The sequence below is a fragment of the Orlajensenia leifsoniae genome (assembly GCF_004570845.1).
In the GTDB taxonomy this organism is placed as follows: domain Bacteria; phylum Actinomycetota; class Actinomycetes; order Actinomycetales; family Microbacteriaceae; genus Orlajensenia; species Orlajensenia leifsoniae.
The window spans coordinates 656625-672273 of record NZ_SPQZ01000002.1; the positions used below are offsets into that span (position 1 = coordinate 656625).

Annotated in this window: 15 protein-coding genes; 4 read left to right on the forward strand and 11 right to left on the reverse strand. The window is 68.2% G+C overall.

What is annotated here, in order from left to right; translation table 11 throughout:
• Positions 1 to 82: 82 nt before the first annotated feature.
• The 5 genes from E4M00_RS07160 to E4M00_RS07180 form a co-directional block, all read right to left on the reverse strand.
• The gene (locus tag E4M00_RS07160) at positions 83 to 1642 is read right to left on the reverse strand and encodes a M20/M25/M40 family metallo-hydrolase (RefSeq protein ID WP_240036902.1); all 1560 of its coding nucleotides are present in this window, start codon (positions 1640 to 1642) and stop codon (positions 83 to 85) included.
• Between the two features lie 148 nt (positions 1643 to 1790).
• Positions 1791 to 3464: a thiol reductant ABC exporter subunit CydC gene (cydC, locus tag E4M00_RS07165; RefSeq protein WP_193555552.1), complete on the reverse strand. Its 1674-nt coding sequence runs from the start codon at positions 3462 to 3464 to the stop codon at positions 1791 to 1793.
• The gene (gene cydD / locus E4M00_RS07170) at positions 3457 to 5160 is read right to left on the reverse strand and encodes a thiol reductant ABC exporter subunit CydD (RefSeq protein ID WP_135119746.1); all 1704 of its coding nucleotides are present in this window, start codon (positions 5158 to 5160) and stop codon (positions 3457 to 3459) included. The genes cydC and cydD overlap by 8 nt, the downstream gene beginning before the upstream one ends.
• A gap of 51 nt (positions 5161 to 5211) precedes the next feature.
• Complete coding sequence (cydB, locus tag E4M00_RS07175) at positions 5212 to 6219, reverse strand: cytochrome d ubiquinol oxidase subunit II (protein ID WP_135119748.1); 1008 nt, start codon at positions 6217 to 6219, stop codon at positions 5212 to 5214.
• A 9-nt stretch (positions 6220 to 6228) separates the two neighbouring features.
• Positions 6229 to 7641, reverse strand: coding sequence for a cytochrome ubiquinol oxidase subunit I (locus E4M00_RS07180; RefSeq protein ID WP_135119750.1), 1413 nt, complete (start codon positions 7639 to 7641; stop codon positions 6229 to 6231).
• Between the two features lie 89 nt (positions 7642 to 7730).
• Between E4M00_RS07180 and E4M00_RS07185 the strand changes: the two genes are divergently transcribed.
• The 3 genes from E4M00_RS07185 to E4M00_RS07195 are packed head-to-tail and all read left to right on the forward strand — an operon-like array spanning position 7731 to position 9733.
• The gene (locus E4M00_RS07185) at positions 7731 to 8108 is read left to right on the forward strand and encodes a BlaI/MecI/CopY family transcriptional regulator (RefSeq protein ID WP_135119752.1); all 378 of its coding nucleotides are present in this window, start codon (positions 7731 to 7733) and stop codon (positions 8106 to 8108) included.
• 2 nt (positions 8109 to 8110) lie between these two features.
• The gene (locus E4M00_RS07190) at positions 8111 to 8998 is read left to right on the forward strand and encodes a M56 family metallopeptidase (RefSeq protein WP_135119754.1); all 888 of its coding nucleotides are present in this window, start codon (positions 8111 to 8113) and stop codon (positions 8996 to 8998) included.
• A 30-nt stretch (positions 8999 to 9028) separates the two neighbouring features.
• Positions 9029 to 9733, forward strand: a complete 705-nt coding sequence (locus E4M00_RS07195; RefSeq protein WP_135119756.1) for a DedA family protein — start codon at positions 9029 to 9031, stop codon at positions 9731 to 9733.
• Between the two features lie 57 nt (positions 9734 to 9790).
• Here E4M00_RS07195 and E4M00_RS07200 read toward each other — a convergent pair whose 3' ends face one another.
• The 5 genes from E4M00_RS07200 to E4M00_RS07220 form a co-directional block, all read right to left on the reverse strand.
• Complete coding sequence (locus E4M00_RS07200; protein WP_135119757.1) at positions 9791 to 10723, reverse strand: ABC transporter substrate-binding protein; 933 nt, start codon at positions 10721 to 10723, stop codon at positions 9791 to 9793.
• Complete coding sequence (locus tag E4M00_RS07205; RefSeq protein ID WP_135119758.1) at positions 10720 to 11502, reverse strand: ABC transporter permease; 783 nt, start codon at positions 11500 to 11502, stop codon at positions 10720 to 10722. The genes E4M00_RS07200 and E4M00_RS07205 overlap by 4 nt, the downstream gene beginning before the upstream one ends.
• Positions 11499 to 12194, reverse strand: coding sequence for an ABC transporter permease (locus E4M00_RS07210; protein WP_135119759.1), 696 nt, complete (start codon positions 12192 to 12194; stop codon positions 11499 to 11501). Before E4M00_RS07210 ends, E4M00_RS07205 begins: the two co-directional genes overlap by 4 nt.
• Entirely contained in the window at positions 12191 to 13057 is an 867-nt protein-coding gene (locus tag E4M00_RS07215) for an ABC transporter ATP-binding protein (protein WP_135119761.1), read from the reverse strand. The genes E4M00_RS07210 and E4M00_RS07215 overlap by 4 nt, the downstream gene beginning before the upstream one ends.
• 125 nt (positions 13058 to 13182) lie before the next feature.
• Positions 13183 to 13836, reverse strand: a complete 654-nt coding sequence (locus tag E4M00_RS07220) for a TetR/AcrR family transcriptional regulator (protein WP_135119763.1) — start codon at positions 13834 to 13836, stop codon at positions 13183 to 13185.
• 97 nt (positions 13837 to 13933) lie between these two features.
• Between E4M00_RS07220 and E4M00_RS07225 the strand changes: the two genes are divergently transcribed.
• Positions 13934 to 15010: an App1 family protein phosphatidate phosphatase gene (locus E4M00_RS07225; protein WP_135119765.1), complete on the forward strand. Its 1077-nt coding sequence runs from the start codon at positions 13934 to 13936 to the stop codon at positions 15008 to 15010.
• Between the two features lie 4 nt (positions 15011 to 15014).
• Here E4M00_RS07225 and E4M00_RS07230 read toward each other — a convergent pair whose 3' ends face one another.
• Positions 15015 to 15644: a response regulator transcription factor gene (locus tag E4M00_RS07230; protein WP_135119974.1), complete on the reverse strand. Its 630-nt coding sequence runs from the start codon at positions 15642 to 15644 to the stop codon at positions 15015 to 15017.
• Positions 15645 to 15649 lie beyond the last annotated feature (5 nt).

Here is a 15649-nt window from a genome sequence, read left to right on the forward strand (position 1 = left end):
CCAGCCTAGAGCCGGGGGCGAGCACACGAGAGGCGGACCCCCGGGGGAAGGGGATCCGCCTCTCGGCTCACTCGTGCGTCACTCAGCGGAACGCGTGGCTTCCCCGGTTCTGCACGTGCTCCGTGATCTTGTCGAGGCCGTTGCCGCCCCAGCCGTGACCGTGCTTCCAGCTCTTCACCTTCGCGAAGGCGAGGGTGGCGTGCGCCGCAGCGTCGGCCATCTGCTCGAAGACCACGGGATCGACGTTGTCGGTCGTGTCGCAGGCCTGGTGGTAGCAGGGGTCGTATGGCGCCCCGGCCGGACCGCCGAAGATCGCTGCCTCGGCATCGGTCTTGATCCCCTCGGCGCCGGTGAACAGGCCACCCGCCGGGATGCCGTTCTCGATGAAGCCGAAGTAGTCACTGCGGCCGTCGAACTCGGTGGGCGCCGTGGGCAGCTTCTTCATGGCGAAGTAGTCGGTGAAGACCTTCTCGATCTCGGCCGAACCCTCGGGACCGGCTGCACCGAACGCGTCGCCGTCGCCGTCGTAGACGAAGCGCACGGCGTTGGGCGAGCCCACCATGTCGAAGTTGAGGTTGACCGCGGTGGCTGCGATCTGCTTCTCGGACATCTGCGACACGTAGTAGTTCGAGCCCTGCAGGCCGTCTTCCTCTCCGCTCCAGAACGCGAACCGCACGCGGTTCTGCGGCTGGATGTGCAGACGCTTCAGCTGGATGGCGGTCTCGAGCAGAGTCGCGGATCCGGTGCCGTTGTCGTTGATTCCGGGACCTCCGGCGACGGAGTCGAGGTGGGCACCCACGACCACGGTCTCCGATGCCCGGCCCGAGGTGTCGGCGAGCACGTTGAACGTCTTCGTGTTCTTCAGCGTGCCGTCGACGAACACCCGGGCCGCGGATCCGGTCGTCGCCGCGATGGACTCGCCGATCGCGAAGCTGGTGCCGACCGCCGGGATCGCGGAGGCTGTTCCGAGCGTTCCGGAGACGACTCCGGTGCGATCGTCACCGGGAACATCGTTGCCCTGGTTGAAGATGATCGCGGCTGTGGCCCCCGCCGTCGCTGCGTTGGCGACCTTGTCGGAGAACGGGCACGTGCCGCGTTGCAGGAGGGCGATGGCGCCCTCGACGAAGCCCTCGAAGTCGGCGGACTCACATCCGCTCGTCGAGGCACGATCGCCGGTCAGGTTGAGGTCGACGGGCACCACGGGGCCCGAGACGTCTCCAGATGCCGAGTAGCTCATCGCCGAGAACTCGTCGGCCGTGAACACCCTGGGCGTCGGAGCAGTCAGCTCGAAGGCCGAGTCCTCCAGTACGAACTGCTCGTAGCTGAAGTACTGCCGGGACGTCTTGTACCCGGCCTTGGCGAGCCGCGTCTCGACGTACGCGCCCGACGCCTCGTGGCCGGGAGTTCCCGCAGCACGATTGCCGCCGTTCCTGACGGCGATGGACTGCAGCGCGTCGAGGTGGCGGGTGAGGCCGTCGGCGGTGATCGCCGTCCGGAGCGCGAGCGAGTTGAGCTTCTGCCAGCCGTCGCCGCCCGGGGATCCGGAGGCCAGTGCCGGCGAGACTCCCGTCATGGCCAGAGCGCCTCCGAGCACGATGCTCGTGGCGATGGCCAGCCCGCGCCTCATCTGTGTTCTGTTCACTGGTGCTCCTTCTGGGGAGTCGAGTGGAATCCGTTCCGCAGGCACTGATGGCGCCGACGTCTCCATCGAACCTATCCCCGATCGGGAGGACGCGGGTGTGAATGTTCTCATCAGTGGAACAAACGCACCGCGCACGTCGAGGCAACCGTCACGCCGGAATCCGACCGTCGACCAGCGTGACGGTGCGGTCGACGAGGTCGGCCGGAACCTCCCCGTGCGAGATGAGAATGACAGTGCGCCCATCGCTCGACGCCGCCGCGAGCAGGTCGCGCAGCACCTCGTCGGCGCGGTCGGCGTCGACGTTAGCCGTCGGCTCGTCGAGCACGAGCACCGCGAAGTCGGCGAGCAGCGCGCGCGCGAGCGCGATGCGTTGGGCCTGCCCGCCGGAGACGCGCGATCCGTGCTCGCCGAGCGCTGTGTCCAGCCCGGCACGGGAGGCCGCCCAGTCGGCGAGCCCGACGCGAGCGAGCACGGCGGTGAGTTCGGCATCCGTCGCCGTCTCCCGAGCGAAGACGAGGTTGTCGCGCAGGGTCGCGTCGAAGATCCACGGCTGCTGCTCGCAGAGTCCGATCAGGGTACGGATGCCGTCCTGCTGCAGCTCCCGCGCCTCGGCACCGCCCACGCTGAATGATCCGCCGTAGTCGAGCAGGCGCACCAGCGTGTGAGCGAGGGTCGTCTTGCCGGCGCCGCTCCCACCGCGCACGAGCAGTCGCTCCCCGGGACGCACGACGAGGTCGAGCGGGCCGATGGCGCCGCCGCCGTCGGGCCAGCGCGCCGTGAGGCCGCGCAGGGCCAGGGTGCTGTCGGCACCCGGTGCCAGGGGTCGGGCGTCGGCATCGTCGACCGCAAGCTCCGCGGGAACGACGTCGGGAACAGCCGAGGCCACCCTCTCGGCGCTGGAGCGCACGGAACGCGATGCTCCCACCGCGGCCGGGAGCATCGCGCAGACCTCGAACACCGCAAGCGGCACCAGCACGATCACGGCCAGCTCCGGGCCGTCGAGGGTGCCGGAGCGGAGCGCTGGAACGGCGATGACGATGCCGGCCAGAGTGGCGGCCCCTGCGGCGAGGGAGACGACGCCCGAGGAGAGTCCCGCCCCGATGGCGGCCCGGGTCTCGGCCCGGCGGAGGGCGGCATCCGCAGCCGCGACACGATTCAGGCTCGCGTCGACGGCTCCATAGGCGATGAGTGCCTCGAGGCTCGAGAGCAGGTCGACCAGCGCGGCGCCGACGGCTCCGCGACGGGGAGCGATCACGGCATCGGCGCGGGCGGAGACCGTGGCGTGGAGCAGGGTGCCCGCGACGAAGGCCACAGCGAGGCAGCCCGCGAGGGCGATGGCCGCCGTCGGGCTGAGGAACCACAGGAACACCACGCTCCCGACCGCCGTCACCCCGGCCACCAGAGCCGGTTGGAGCACCCGCAGAGGCAGGTTCTGCAACTCGTCGACGTCGCGCGAGAACCTGGTGAGCAGGTCGCCGCGCCCGATCGCGTTCATGCCGTCCGGCGCCAGCGGCACGAGGCGCTCGAGCAGTTCCACCCGAAGCCGGGTGAGCTGGCGGAGAGCGGCGTCGTGGGTCACGAGCCGCTCGAGGTAGCGGAAGGCCCCGCGCGCGATGGCGAACGCCCGCACGCCGACGACGGCGAGCGAGATGTAGACGATCGACGGCTGCTCGGCGGCGCGCGCGATGAGCCACGCCGAGCACGCGAGCAGGGCGACGGCCGAGCCTGCACCCAGAGCGCCGACGAGGACTCCGGGAACGAAGCGTCGAGCCGGCGGCTGTGCCAGGCGCAGCACGGTGCGCGTGCGGGTCCGTTCAGACACGGGCGACCTCCTCGAGCCCGATGACGGCGTCTGCGGCAGCGATGAGGGCGGGGCGGTGACTCACGACGATGACGATGGCACCGGATGCCGCGGCCGAGCGAAGCTCCCCGATCACGAGCTGTTCCGAGGCCGAGTCGAGCGCCGATGACGGTTCGTCGAGCAGCAGGATGCGGCATCCGCGGCCCTCGAGACGATAGAGGGCGCGCGCGATGGCGACCCGCTGCGCCTGCCCGCCGGACAGCCCGGATCCCCCGACCCCCAGCGGGGCCGACGGGGCGACGTCGTTCAGCCCGACGCGGGCGAGCGTCGCAGCAACGCGCGCCTCGTCCGGTGCCGGGTCGCCGAGCGCCACGTTCGCCGCGACGGTCCCGGAGACCAGGCCGGGCTGCTGGCCCGACCAGGCCACGTCGGCGCGGTCGAGCGGGCGGCCGTCGAGGAGGATCATGCCGCCGTCATGGTAGGTGGCGCCGTCGAGTCCGGCGATGGCGTTCAGCAGGGTCGACTTGCCCGCGCCGCTCGGCCCGACCACCACGGTGATCGCGCCCGCGCTCGCGCCGGCGGTGACACCGTCGAGGACTCGCGCGCCGTCGTGCGCCACGCTCAACCCGGTGATCTCGAGGTGCGCGGGCGAAGGCCGGCGAGCCCGCGTGGGCGCAGCCGCGGATGCCGCGGCCGATGACCCGGGGGAACCTGCGACAGAGGTGCTCGGCGGCTCCGCTCCCTCGGATGTCGCCGGTGCGGCATCCGCCTCATCGAGGATGCCGAGGACATCGTTCGCCGCCGCCAGTCCGTCGGCTGCGGCGTGGAACTGCACGCCGACCCCGCGCACGGGCAGGAACGCCTCGGGGGCCAGCAGCAGCACGAACAGCCCGACGGAGAGGGGCATGGCCCCGTCGAGCAGGCGCAGTCCGATCTGCACGGCGACGATGGCCACGGAGAGGCTCGCCGCCAGTTCGAGCACGAACCCGCTGAGGAAGGAGATGCGCAACACCTTCATCGTGTCGCGTCTGTAGTCGTCTGTGACGGCGCCGATGCGGGCCGCCTGCCTGTGCTGACGACCGAAGATCTTCAGGGTGCCGAGGCCGCCGACGACGTCGAGGAACGCGGCCGAGAGCAGCTGCAGCCGCGACCAGGACCGCTTCTGCGCGGCCTGCGTCGCCCAACCGATCAGGATCATGAAGACGGGGATCAGCGGAAGGGTGATGATGACGATGACTCCGCTCAGCGGATCCTGCACCAGCATGACCAGCACGAGCAGCGGGGTGGCGATGACCGTCAGGATGAGCTGCGGCACGTACTTGCCGAAGTAGGCATCGAGGGCGTCGAGCCCGGCGCCGAGCACCGTCGCCAGAGCGGCCGTGCCGCGCCCGCGCGCCCAGCTCGGGCCCAGCCGAACCGCCGCGGTCACGGCCTGGGCGCGCAGTTCGCCCTTCACCCGGGACGACGCGGCTGCGGCTGCGGCATCCGTCGCCCAGATGCATGCTCCACGCACGAGAACGGCCGCGCCCAGCCCGGCGAGCAGTGGCGCGAGCTCGTCGAGTGTCGCACCGTCGATGGCCCGGGAGACCGACTGCGCGGTGCACCAGGCGAACACGATGATGGCGAGGGTCTGCACGAAGCCGATCGCGCCCCCGCCGAGCAGGAACAGGCGCGCTCCAGCGGCACGGCGGAGCAGACGTGGATCGAGTGGTTTCACGCGATGGCGCGTGTCGGTTCGGTCACGACACCAACGGTAGCGGGTGGCGCATCAGTGCTGAGCCACCTCGATGTGCGCCCTCGTCACGCGCTTGCGGAAGATCCAGTAGGTCCAGCCCTGGTACGCGAGGATGAGCGGCAGGAACACCAGCGCCGTCCAGCTCATGACGGTGAGCGTGTAGGTGGAGCTCGAGGCGTTGGCGATCGTGAGGCTGTTCGCCGGATCGTTGGATGCCGGCATCACGTCGGGGAACAGTGCCGTGAACAGAGCGAGCACGGCGAACGCGATCGTGGCGGCGCCCAGGGCGAACGACCACCCCTCCGAGCCTGCGCGGTTGAGGAACCACGAACCGATCAGCGCCAGGGCGGCGAGGGTGGCCAGCACCAGGTACATGAAGGCGAACTCGGCGATGACGGCGGTCCAGATGAGGAACAGCGCCGCGACGACGATCGTGATGAGCCCCGAGCGCACGGCGAGGTTCCGGGCCCGCACCCGCATCTCATCCGTCGTCTTCAGCGAGACGAACACGACGCCGTGGGTGAAGAACAGCAGGAGGGTCGTGAGCCCGCCGAGCAGGGCATAAGGGTTCAGCAGATCGATGAGGGTGCCCGTGTAGTTGTGGCCCTCGTCCAGAGGAACCCCCTGCACGATGTTCGCGAAGGCGACGCCCCAGAGCAGCGCCGGCACTGCCGAGCCGACGATGATCATGCCGTCGAACCAGGACTTCCACTGCGACTCGGGTCGCTGATGCCGATACTCGAAGGAGACTCCGCGCGCGATGAGGGCGAGCAGGATGAGCAGGAGCGCGAGGTAGAAACCGCTGAACAGCGTGGCGTACCACTCGGGGAACGCGGCGAACAGGCAGGCGCCCGCCACGATGAGCCAGGTCTCGTTCAGGTCCCAGACGGGGCCGATGGTGTTGATGAGCACTCGGCGGTCGGCCTCGTCCCTGCCGAGGAAAGGCAGGGACATGCCGACGCCGAAGTCGAAGCCGTCGAGGACGAAGTAGCCGATGAACAGACCGGCGATGATCCAGAACCAGAGGGTGGGCAGATCCATCGGAGTCTCCTAGTAGACCGTCGTGAGGGGCTTGATCTCGCCGCTCTCGGCATCGGGTTCCGGCGCAGGAGCCGGCCCCTTCTGGGCAGCACGCTTGATGAGCTTGAACTCGACCACGGCGAGGATGCCGTAGATCACCGTGAAGGCGATCAGCGAGATGAGCACCTCGAGCCCCGTGACATTGGGCGAGACGGCGTCCTGTGTCTTCAGCAGGCTGAAGACGATCCAGGGTTGCCTGCCCATCTCGGTGAAGATCCAGCCCATGATCATGGCTGCCAGTGACAGCGGGAACGACCAGATCGCCGCACGCCAGATCCACTTGTTCTTCGGCATCCGTCCCTTGCGGGTGAGCCAGAGGCCCACGACGGCGACGATGACGTGCAGGAGGCCGAGGCCGATCATCCAGCGGAACGCCCAGTAGGTGATCCAGATGACCGGCGTGTAGTCGCCGGGACCGTAGAGCTGCGTGTACTGGGCCTGGAGGTCGTTGATGCCCTCGACGGTACCGGTGAGCGTGTGGGTCGAGAGGAAGGACAACAGGTACGGGATGCGGATCGAGAACAGCTCGCTGCTGCCGTCGGGGGTTCCCCACGTGAAGATCGAGAAGGAGGCATCCGCCCCCGTCGCCGTGTCGTAGAGCGCCTCGGCCGCCGCCATCTTCATGGGCTGCGTCTGCACCATGGCGAGTCCCAGCTGGTCGCCCGAGAGCGTCGTGAGGATGCCGGAGCCCACCATCATCCAGAGCCCGAACTTGAGGGCCGGGCGCATGGTGACGAGGTTCTGATGGCGGGCCAGGTGCCAGGCGGCCACGGTGATGATGAGTCCGGCTGCGACCATGAAGGACGCGAAGATGGTGTGCGGGAACGCGGCCAGAGCCACCTTGTTCGTCAGCAGCGCCCAGATGTCGGTGAGTTCGGCTCGCCCGCGCGCCTCGTTCAGCTCGTAGCCGACGGGGTTCTGCATGAACGCGTTGGCGGCGATGATGAAGTAGGCCGACAGGATGCTGCCGATGCTCACCACCCAGATCGTCGCGAGGTGCATTCCCCGGGGCAGCTTGTCCCAGCCGAAGATCCAGAGGCCGATGAACGTGGCCTCGAGGAAGAAGGCGAGCAGGCCCTCGAGGGCGAGCGGTGCGCCGAAGACATCGCCGACGAATCGCGAGTAGGTCGACCAGTTCATACCGAACTGGAACTCCTGCACGATTCCCGTGACGACGCCCATGGCGAAGTTGATGAGGAAGAGGGAGCCGAAGAACCTGGTGAGCTGCAGGTAGTGCACCTTCCCGGTGCGGTACCACGCGGTCTGGTAGACCGCAGCGGTGAGGCTCATGCCGATCGTGATCGGCACGAACAGGAAGTGGTAGATCGTCGTGAGCCCGAACTGCCAGCGCGACAGCAGCAGCGGATCCAGCCAGTCGTTCACGGGTGCTCCCCTCGATGATTTCTACACAGCGTAGAAACCAACTTCTACAGAGCGTAGAACACATTCACGCGAAACGGTATTCTGAACTTATGGCAACGCTGGGTGATCTCGAAAGAGCGGTGATGGATCTGCTCTGGGACGCCGCGACCCCGCTGACCGCCAACGAACTCCGTGCCGCCCTCGAGGCCGGCGGTGCGGCGGCCGGCGGGCGGGACGTCGCTGCGACCACGGTTCTCACGGTGCTCTCCCGCCTCGAGACCAAGGGGTTCGTCGACCGGACCCGCGAGAGCCGCCCGCATCTGTACACTGCCGTGAGCGGCCGCGCGGAGCACACGGCCGAGCTCATGCACGAGGTCCTCGGCACGGCATCCGACCGGGATGCGGCCCTCGCCCGCTTCGTCGGGCAGGTCAGCCCCGAGGAGGCCGAGATGCTGCGCACGCTGCTCGCCTCGCGCGATCAGGCCTAGCCGTGTACGCGGCAGCCGCAGTCCTCGCCCTGATCGCCGTGGCCCTCGCCTGGCCGGTGCCGATCGCCCTCGCCCGCGCCTCGTGGCCGTCGCGCACACCGGGTCGCGCCCTCGCGCTCTGGCAGCTCATCGCCCTCGCCGGAGGCACGAGCATGATCGGCGCGCTCCTGCTGTTCGGCTTCGCGCCCTTCGTCGGTTCCGGTGCGGCGGATGCCGGCCTGCTTCTGAGCGGCCTCATCAGCGGACCGCTGCCGACGGGCGTGGGGGCGGTGCACATCGTGGCGCTCGGCGCTGCGGTGCTGCTCGGCGCGCACCTGCTCCTCAACCTCGGTACGACGGCGGTGCGGGCCGAGCGCAGCCGGCGTCGGCACCACGCTCTCGTGGAACTGTTGAGCTCGCCGGTGCCCGGGCGCCCGGGCACGCGCATGCTCGACCACGCAGCGCCCGTCGCGTACTGCCTGCCCGGCATGCACACCGTCACCGTGCTGTCCGAGGGGCTCGTCGAGCTGCTCGACCGCGACCAGCTCGACGCCGTGCTCGCCCACGAGCGCACTCACCTGCGTCAGCACCACCATCTCGTGCTGCTCGCCTTCACCGCCTGGAACAGCGCACTCCCCTGGTTCCCGATCGCCAACCGCGCCGAGCGGGCCGTCGCCCTGCTGGTCGAGATGCTGGCCGACGACACCGCTCGCCGCGAGGTCGACGCGGCGACCCTCGCCACGGCGATCGCCCTGGTCGGATCGGCGTGGGGCGACGTGGCCCACGCCGACGTTCTGGGCGCGGCGCCCCGGCAGGTCTCGGCCACCGGCCCGGCCTCTGCCGGCCCGCAGGCGAGCCCGCCCGTGACCGGGGCGATCGGCGCGCGGATCTCCCGGCTTCTCGCAGCCTGATTCCCGGTCCGGTCGCCTAGGCTCGGGTCGATGAACGACGTCCTGCTGTGGATCCTCGAGACTGTGCAGTCGGTGGATCCGGTCCTGCGCACCCTGATCGCCGGCGTCGGCATCATGCTCGAGACGTCGCTGCTCATCGGGCTCGTCGTGCCGGGCGACTCGATCGTGCTCGTGGCGAGCACGGCCGTCGACGGCACGGTGGAGTACTTCGCCCTCATCGCCACCGTCGTGGTCGGCGCCCTGATCGGGGAGAGCATCGGCTTCTACCTCGGCCGGTGGTTCGGTCCCCGCATCCGTCGCAGCCGCCTCGGTGCCCGTATCGGCGAGAAGAACTGGCAGAGGGCTGAGCGCTACATCGAGCGACGGGGCGGCATCGCCGTCTTCATCTCGCGCTTCCTGCCCGTGTTGCACTCGCTGGTGCCCGTCACCGTCGGCATGAGCACGATGCGCTACCGACGCTTCCTGGCCTGGACGGCCCCGGCCAGCATCATCTGGGCCTTCGCCTACGTCTCGGTGGGGTCGGCTGCAGCCGGGAGCTTCCGCGAGACCAGCGAGAAGCTGCACTACGCCGGCTACATCTTCGTCGGCATCATCGTGGTGTTCCTGCTGCTCGTACTCGTGGCGAAGAAGCTGCTCACACGCCTCGAGCGGCGGCACCTCGGCGATGACGTCGCCGACAGCGGCCCCGAGGCGGAGTCCGAGTCGCAGGACGCCCCCGGATCGCCGGGAGAATGACGAACGGGCCGGATGCCGTGAGGCATCCGACCCGTCCCTGCAGTGAAGCGCAGCGTGTTAGAGCAGACCGGCCTTCTCGAGCCAGTCCTTGGCGGCGGTGTTGGCCGACGCCTTCTCCTCGCCCTCGACCCGCTCGCGCAGGTCGATGAGGTCGTCGGTCGTCAGCTTCGCCGAGACGGCGTCGAGCGCCTTCTCGAGCTCGTCCGACGCGATCTTCGAGCTGAGCAGAGGGATGACGTTCTGTGCCGAGATGAGGTTCTCGGGGTCGTCCAGAACCACGAGGTCCTTCGACTTGATGTCGGGGGACGTCGTGTAGATGTCGGCCACCTGCACGGTGTCATCGGTGAGGGCCTTGACCGTGTCGGGCCCGCCGAAGTCCTCGATCGGCACGAAGGTCACGTCGTTCACCTTGTAGACCGACTTGAGCCCCGGGATGCCGTAGCCGAGCTCCCCGAACTGCGGGTTCGCGCCGAGGCTGAACGGCTCCACCTTGGTGAGGTCGCCGATGGCCTTCAGACCGTTCGCGTCGGCGAATTCCTTGGTGACGACGTAGGCGTCCTTGTCCTCGGCTTCAGCCGACTTGTAGACGACGAGGTCGTCCTTCGCCACGGCGTCGCCGAGGGCGCCGTCGACGTCTTCCGTCGTGCGCTCGGTGTACTCGGTGTCGTAGTACGCCAGCAGGTTGCCGTTGTACTCGGGGATGAGGTTGATCGATCCGTCCTGCAGAGCCGGAATGGTCTGCTGGCGCGGGCCGATGTTGAACTTGGTGCTCACGTCGAAGCCTTGGGCTTCGAGCGCCTGGGCATAGATCTCGCCCAGGATCTCGCTCTCGGGGAATGCGAAGGAGCCGACGACGATGGCGTCGCCGCTGTCTCCCCCCGAAGCGGTCTCTGGAGCGGTGGGATCTCCGGATGCGCACCCTGCCAGAGCCACGACAGCTCCGACCGCGACAACGCCGATGGCGATCCGGCCCTTCTTGAAAATACTCATGATTCCCTTTCCTGGAGTGGTGTTCCCACCGTCGTGGACGGGCCTGGTGCCCGCCGACGAAGACTCTGCTTTTCAGTCTGACGTGTGCTGCCGACACCCGGCGTCGCCGTGAGTCGCTGGATGACGGCGAAGACGCCGTCGATCAGCAGTGCGAGCGCCGTGATGAGGATGGCGCCCCCGAGGATGCGGTCGTAGTCGTTGAGTCCGATGCCGCTGGCGATGATGCGGCCGAGACCGCCGAGACCGACGTACGAGGCGATGACCACTGTCGCGATGACCTGGAGGACGCCGGCGCGAAGTCCGCCGATGATGAGCGGGAGTGAGAGCGGGATCTCCACCTTCGTGAGGATCTGCATCTCGGTCATCCCGCTCGCGCGTGCGGAGTCGATCGTCTGGCGATCGACGGACTCCAGGCCGGCATAGGCCCCGGCGAGGATCGACGGGATCGCGAGCAGCACCAGCGCGATCATCGTTCCGACGAAGTTCGCGGTGGTGCTGACCATCGAGTAGCCGAGCACCATCGTGAGGAAGAACAGCACACCCAGGGTCGGAAGCGCCCGCATGGCTCCGGTGAAGGAGATGACGAACTGGCGCCCCTTCCCGGTGTGGCCGATGTAGAAGCCGAGGGGCAGAGCGATCACCGCAGCGATGAGCACGGACACGAAGGTGTAGAGCAGGTGCTCGGCCAGTCGGTCCTGGATGGGCAGCGGCGACTGCGAGCCCGGCACCCAGTTGGCCGGATCGAGGATCCATTGGATCGCACTCACGAAGAGGTTCATGCGGCATCCGCCGCCTTGATCTGGAGCTGGAGCGCAGCGGAGGCGGACTGGCTCTTCTTGTCGCTGCGACTCCACGGAAGCAGGATGCGGCCGAGCAGGACGAGGATGAGGTCGAAGACGAGTGCGATGAGCAGGCTGGCGATGATGCCGGTCCCGACCTCCTCGAGGATGCCGCGCTGCTTGCCGTTCGTGAACAGGTAGCCGAGGTTCTCGCTGCCGATCAGCACGCCGACGGAGACGAGGGCGATCGTGCTCACCGACACCACGCGCATTCCGGCGAGGAGCACGGGGCCGGCGAGCGGGAACTCGACCTTCCAGAACTGCTGCCACCGCGAGTACCCCATGGCGAGTGACGCCTGTTTGACGTCGGGCGAGACCGAGGCGAAGGAGTCGGATGCCGCGCGCACCATGATGGCGACGGCGTAGATGCTGAGCGCGACGATCAGGTTGATGTCGCTCAGCACCTTCGTGCCGAGGATCGCCGGGAGAATGACGAAGAGCGGCAGCGAGGGGATCGTGTACAGCAGGCTCGTCGACGTGATGATGATGCCGCGCGCCGTGCGTCCGGTGATGGCGAGACGGCCGAGAGGCACCGCGATGACGAATCCGATGATGATCGGGATGATGCTCAGCCTGATGTGGTTGAGAGTCAGCTCGAGGACGAGTTCCCAGTTCGAGAGGAACCAGTTCACGACACTCTCACGTCCACGGGCACGTCGTCGCTCGACCTGGGGTCCCCGTCGATGAGGCCGGCGGGGCGCCCGGTGTCATCGACCACGAGGATCTGCCCGCTGGACGGGTCGCGGGGCTCCAGGTGCAGCCGGCGCTGGCCGCGGTCGGCACCGATGAACGACGCCACGAAGTCGTCGGCGGGACGCGCGAGGATCTCGGCCGGAGTGCCCACCTGGGCCACGATGCCCCCGGTCTTGAACACGACGACCTGATCTCCGAGGGTGAACGCCTCGTCGATGTCATGGGTGACGAAGACCACGGTCTTGTCGAGGTCGCGTTGCAGGCGCTTGAGCTCATTCTGCAGCTCGACGCGCACGATCGGGTCGACGGCGCCGAACGGCTCGTCCATCAGCAGGATGTTCGGATCGGCGGCCAGGGCGCGGGCCACGCCCACGCGCTGCTGCTGGCCGCCGGACAATTGACTGAGGTACTTGTTCGCGAGCGAGCGGTCGAGGCCGACGGTGTCGAGCAGTTCGAGGGCGCGCGCGCGGGCCTCGGCCTTCGACGTTCCCCTCAACAGCGGGACGGTCGCCACGTTGTCGACTATGCGGCGGTGCGGAAGGAGCCCGCCGTTCTGCATGACGTAGCCGATGCTGCGCCGCAGCTGGACGGGATCGCTGCCGGAGACATCCGTGTCGTCGATGACGACCTGGCCGGCTGTCGGGTCGACCATGCGGTTGATCATGCGGAGCAACGTGGTCTTGCCGGAGCCCGACGAGCCCACGAACACCGTGATGCGCCGCGACGGGATCAGCAGCGAGAAGTCGTCGACCGCCAGGGTGCCGTCGGGGAAACGCTTCGACACCGAGCGGAACTCGATCATGGACGAACTCATTTCCTCGATGCAGCCGAATGGAACAGTGTCAGTGATCTACACAAACACCATTCGGCGCCCGAGGCAAAAAGGATTGCCGATTGAGGCGAATCTGTGACTCGCCCCTTGACAAGTCAGTCCGCGACCGGTCCGAAGAGTCCGGTGAGGTATCCGTGGAGCACGCGACGTGCCTCGTCGATGTAGCGCTCGTCGCCGTTCGAGTCGAAGGCGAAGGCCCGCGAGAGGATGGCGTCCATCATCTCGACGGCCACTTCGAGGTGGAAGGCGAGGTCGTCGCCGCCGTCGAGGCCGAACACCTCGGTGAGCACGTCGGAGTACAGCTTCGAGAACGGCATCTCGATGTCGTCCGCGCCGGCTGCGGCCGGAATGCGCTCGCGGTCGACGAAGTGGATGATGCGGAAGCCGGGCTCCGAGCGGTAGAGCTCGACGAACGAGGTGATGCCGAGATCCACGGCGTCCCACCAGGTCGACGGCGCCTCGGTCTCGATGAGCGACACGATGCGGCTGCGGAATCGCGCGATCGCGCGCTCCCGGAGTGCCTGCAGCACCGCGATCCTGTCGGGGAAGTACCGATAGACGGTACCGATCGAAGCGCCGGAGCGCTCTGCGATCATGGCTGTCGTGAGGCGGTCGAAACCGATCTCGTCGACGATGGTCGCTGCTGCGTCGAGCAGTGCGTTCAGGCGGTCGGCTCCGCGCTGCTGGATGGGTTCCGTTCGCACGAGTGCGACGGGGAACTCAGCCCCGATGATGCTGCCTACCGGCACTGATCCTCCTTGGAAATTGCAGCCTTTATTCTATGCATCCGAATGAGGGATTCCTGAACGCGCTCTCAGGCGCCGCGCTCGTGCGAAACTGAACCATATGGTCACTACAGCGGATGCCGAGCCTCAGCGCTCCGTCGATCACCCGACCATCCATCTCCTCGCACGATTCGAGGACATGCTGCACACGCGCCGCGAGGCCTGGGCCCGCCGGCACGGACGAATTCCCCTGATCATTCCTTTTTCCGGGTACGGGTCGACGGAGTGGACCCGGGTGCTCTGCAGGGTGATGCTGCAGAAGCCGGAACCGGTCCCCTCCGACCCGCCGACCCGCTCCGATCGCAAGCGCGCCAAGCGTCGGGAGCGCCTGCGCGGATGGCGGAGCTTCGTCAGTGTCCCCCTGAATGGGGCGACGGTCTCGATCACGATCGACGGAATGACCACCGAGGTGCGTGCTGATCGCGGCGGAGTCGTCGACACCGTCATTCCGATCTCCCTCGAGGCCGGGTGGCACATGGCGACCCTCGAGACCCCCGGCGGCGTGGCCGTCGAGGCACCGACGCAGATCATCGACCCCGCTGTGGAGTTCGGGATCGTCTCGGATGTCGACGACACCGTCATGGTCACGGCGCTCCCCCGTCCCTTCGTGGCGGCGTGGAACACCTTCGTGCTCGATGAGCACGCGCGCATCCCGACTCCGGGAATGGCCGTGCTGATGGAACGCCTCGTGGCGGCCAACCCCGGATGCCCCGTCATCTACCTCTCCACGGGAGCATGGAACGTGGCGCCGACGCTGACCCGCTTCCTGTCGCGCAACATCTACCCGGCCGGCGCCCTGCTGCTGACCGACTGGGGCCCCACCCACGACCGCTGGTTCCGCAGCGGCCAGGAGCACAAGCGCGACAACCTGCGCCGACTCTCCGAGGAGTTCCCGAACATCAAGTGGCTGCTGATCGGCGACGACGGCCAGCACGACGAGGACATCTACCGCCGGTTCGCGGCCGAGCGACCCGGCCACGTCGCGGCCGTCGCCATCCGGCAACTGTCGACAGGCGAGGCGGTCCTGGCCGGAGGGCGATCGAAGCCCGAGAAGGACATCGCTCCCGACGTTCCCTGGGTCTACGCCCCCGACGGGTCGGGCATCGTCGACCAGCTCGACGAGCTCGGGATCGTCTAGAGCGTCAGCGCTGCAGGTACGCCAGGACCGCCAGCACTCGGCGGTGGTCGGAGCCCGAGCCCTCGAGGCCGAGCTTCTGGAAGATGGCCGTGACGTTCTTCTCGACAGCTCCGATGCCGATGAACAGGCGCTCGGCGATGCCGGCGTTCGTGCGCCCCTCCGCCATCAGCTCGAGCACCTCGCGCTCCCGTGGGGTGAGAGAGCTGAGCGGGTCGACGCGTCGGCCGATGAGCTCCCGCACGACCTGCGGGTCGAGCACAGTGCCGCCGACGCTCACGCGCGAGACGGCGTCCTTCAGTTCATCGAGCGAGGCGACCCTGTCCTTCAACAGATAGCCGACGCCGCCCTCGCCCGACGCCAGCAGCTCCTGGGCATAGGCCCCCTCCACGTACTGACTGAGCAGCAGGATGCCGATCCCGGGCAGGGTGCGTCGGATGTGCACGGCCGCCCTCACCCCCTCGTCGCGGAAGGTGGGCGGCATCCGCACGTCGAGCACGACGAGGTCGGGCTGTACATCCTCGATCTCGGCGAGCAGTGATTCCGCGTCGCCGAAGGCGCCGACGGTCTCGAAGCCCGCCTCGTCGAACAGGCGCACCAGCCCTTCGCGCAGCAGCACCGAGTCCTCGGCCAGCATGATGC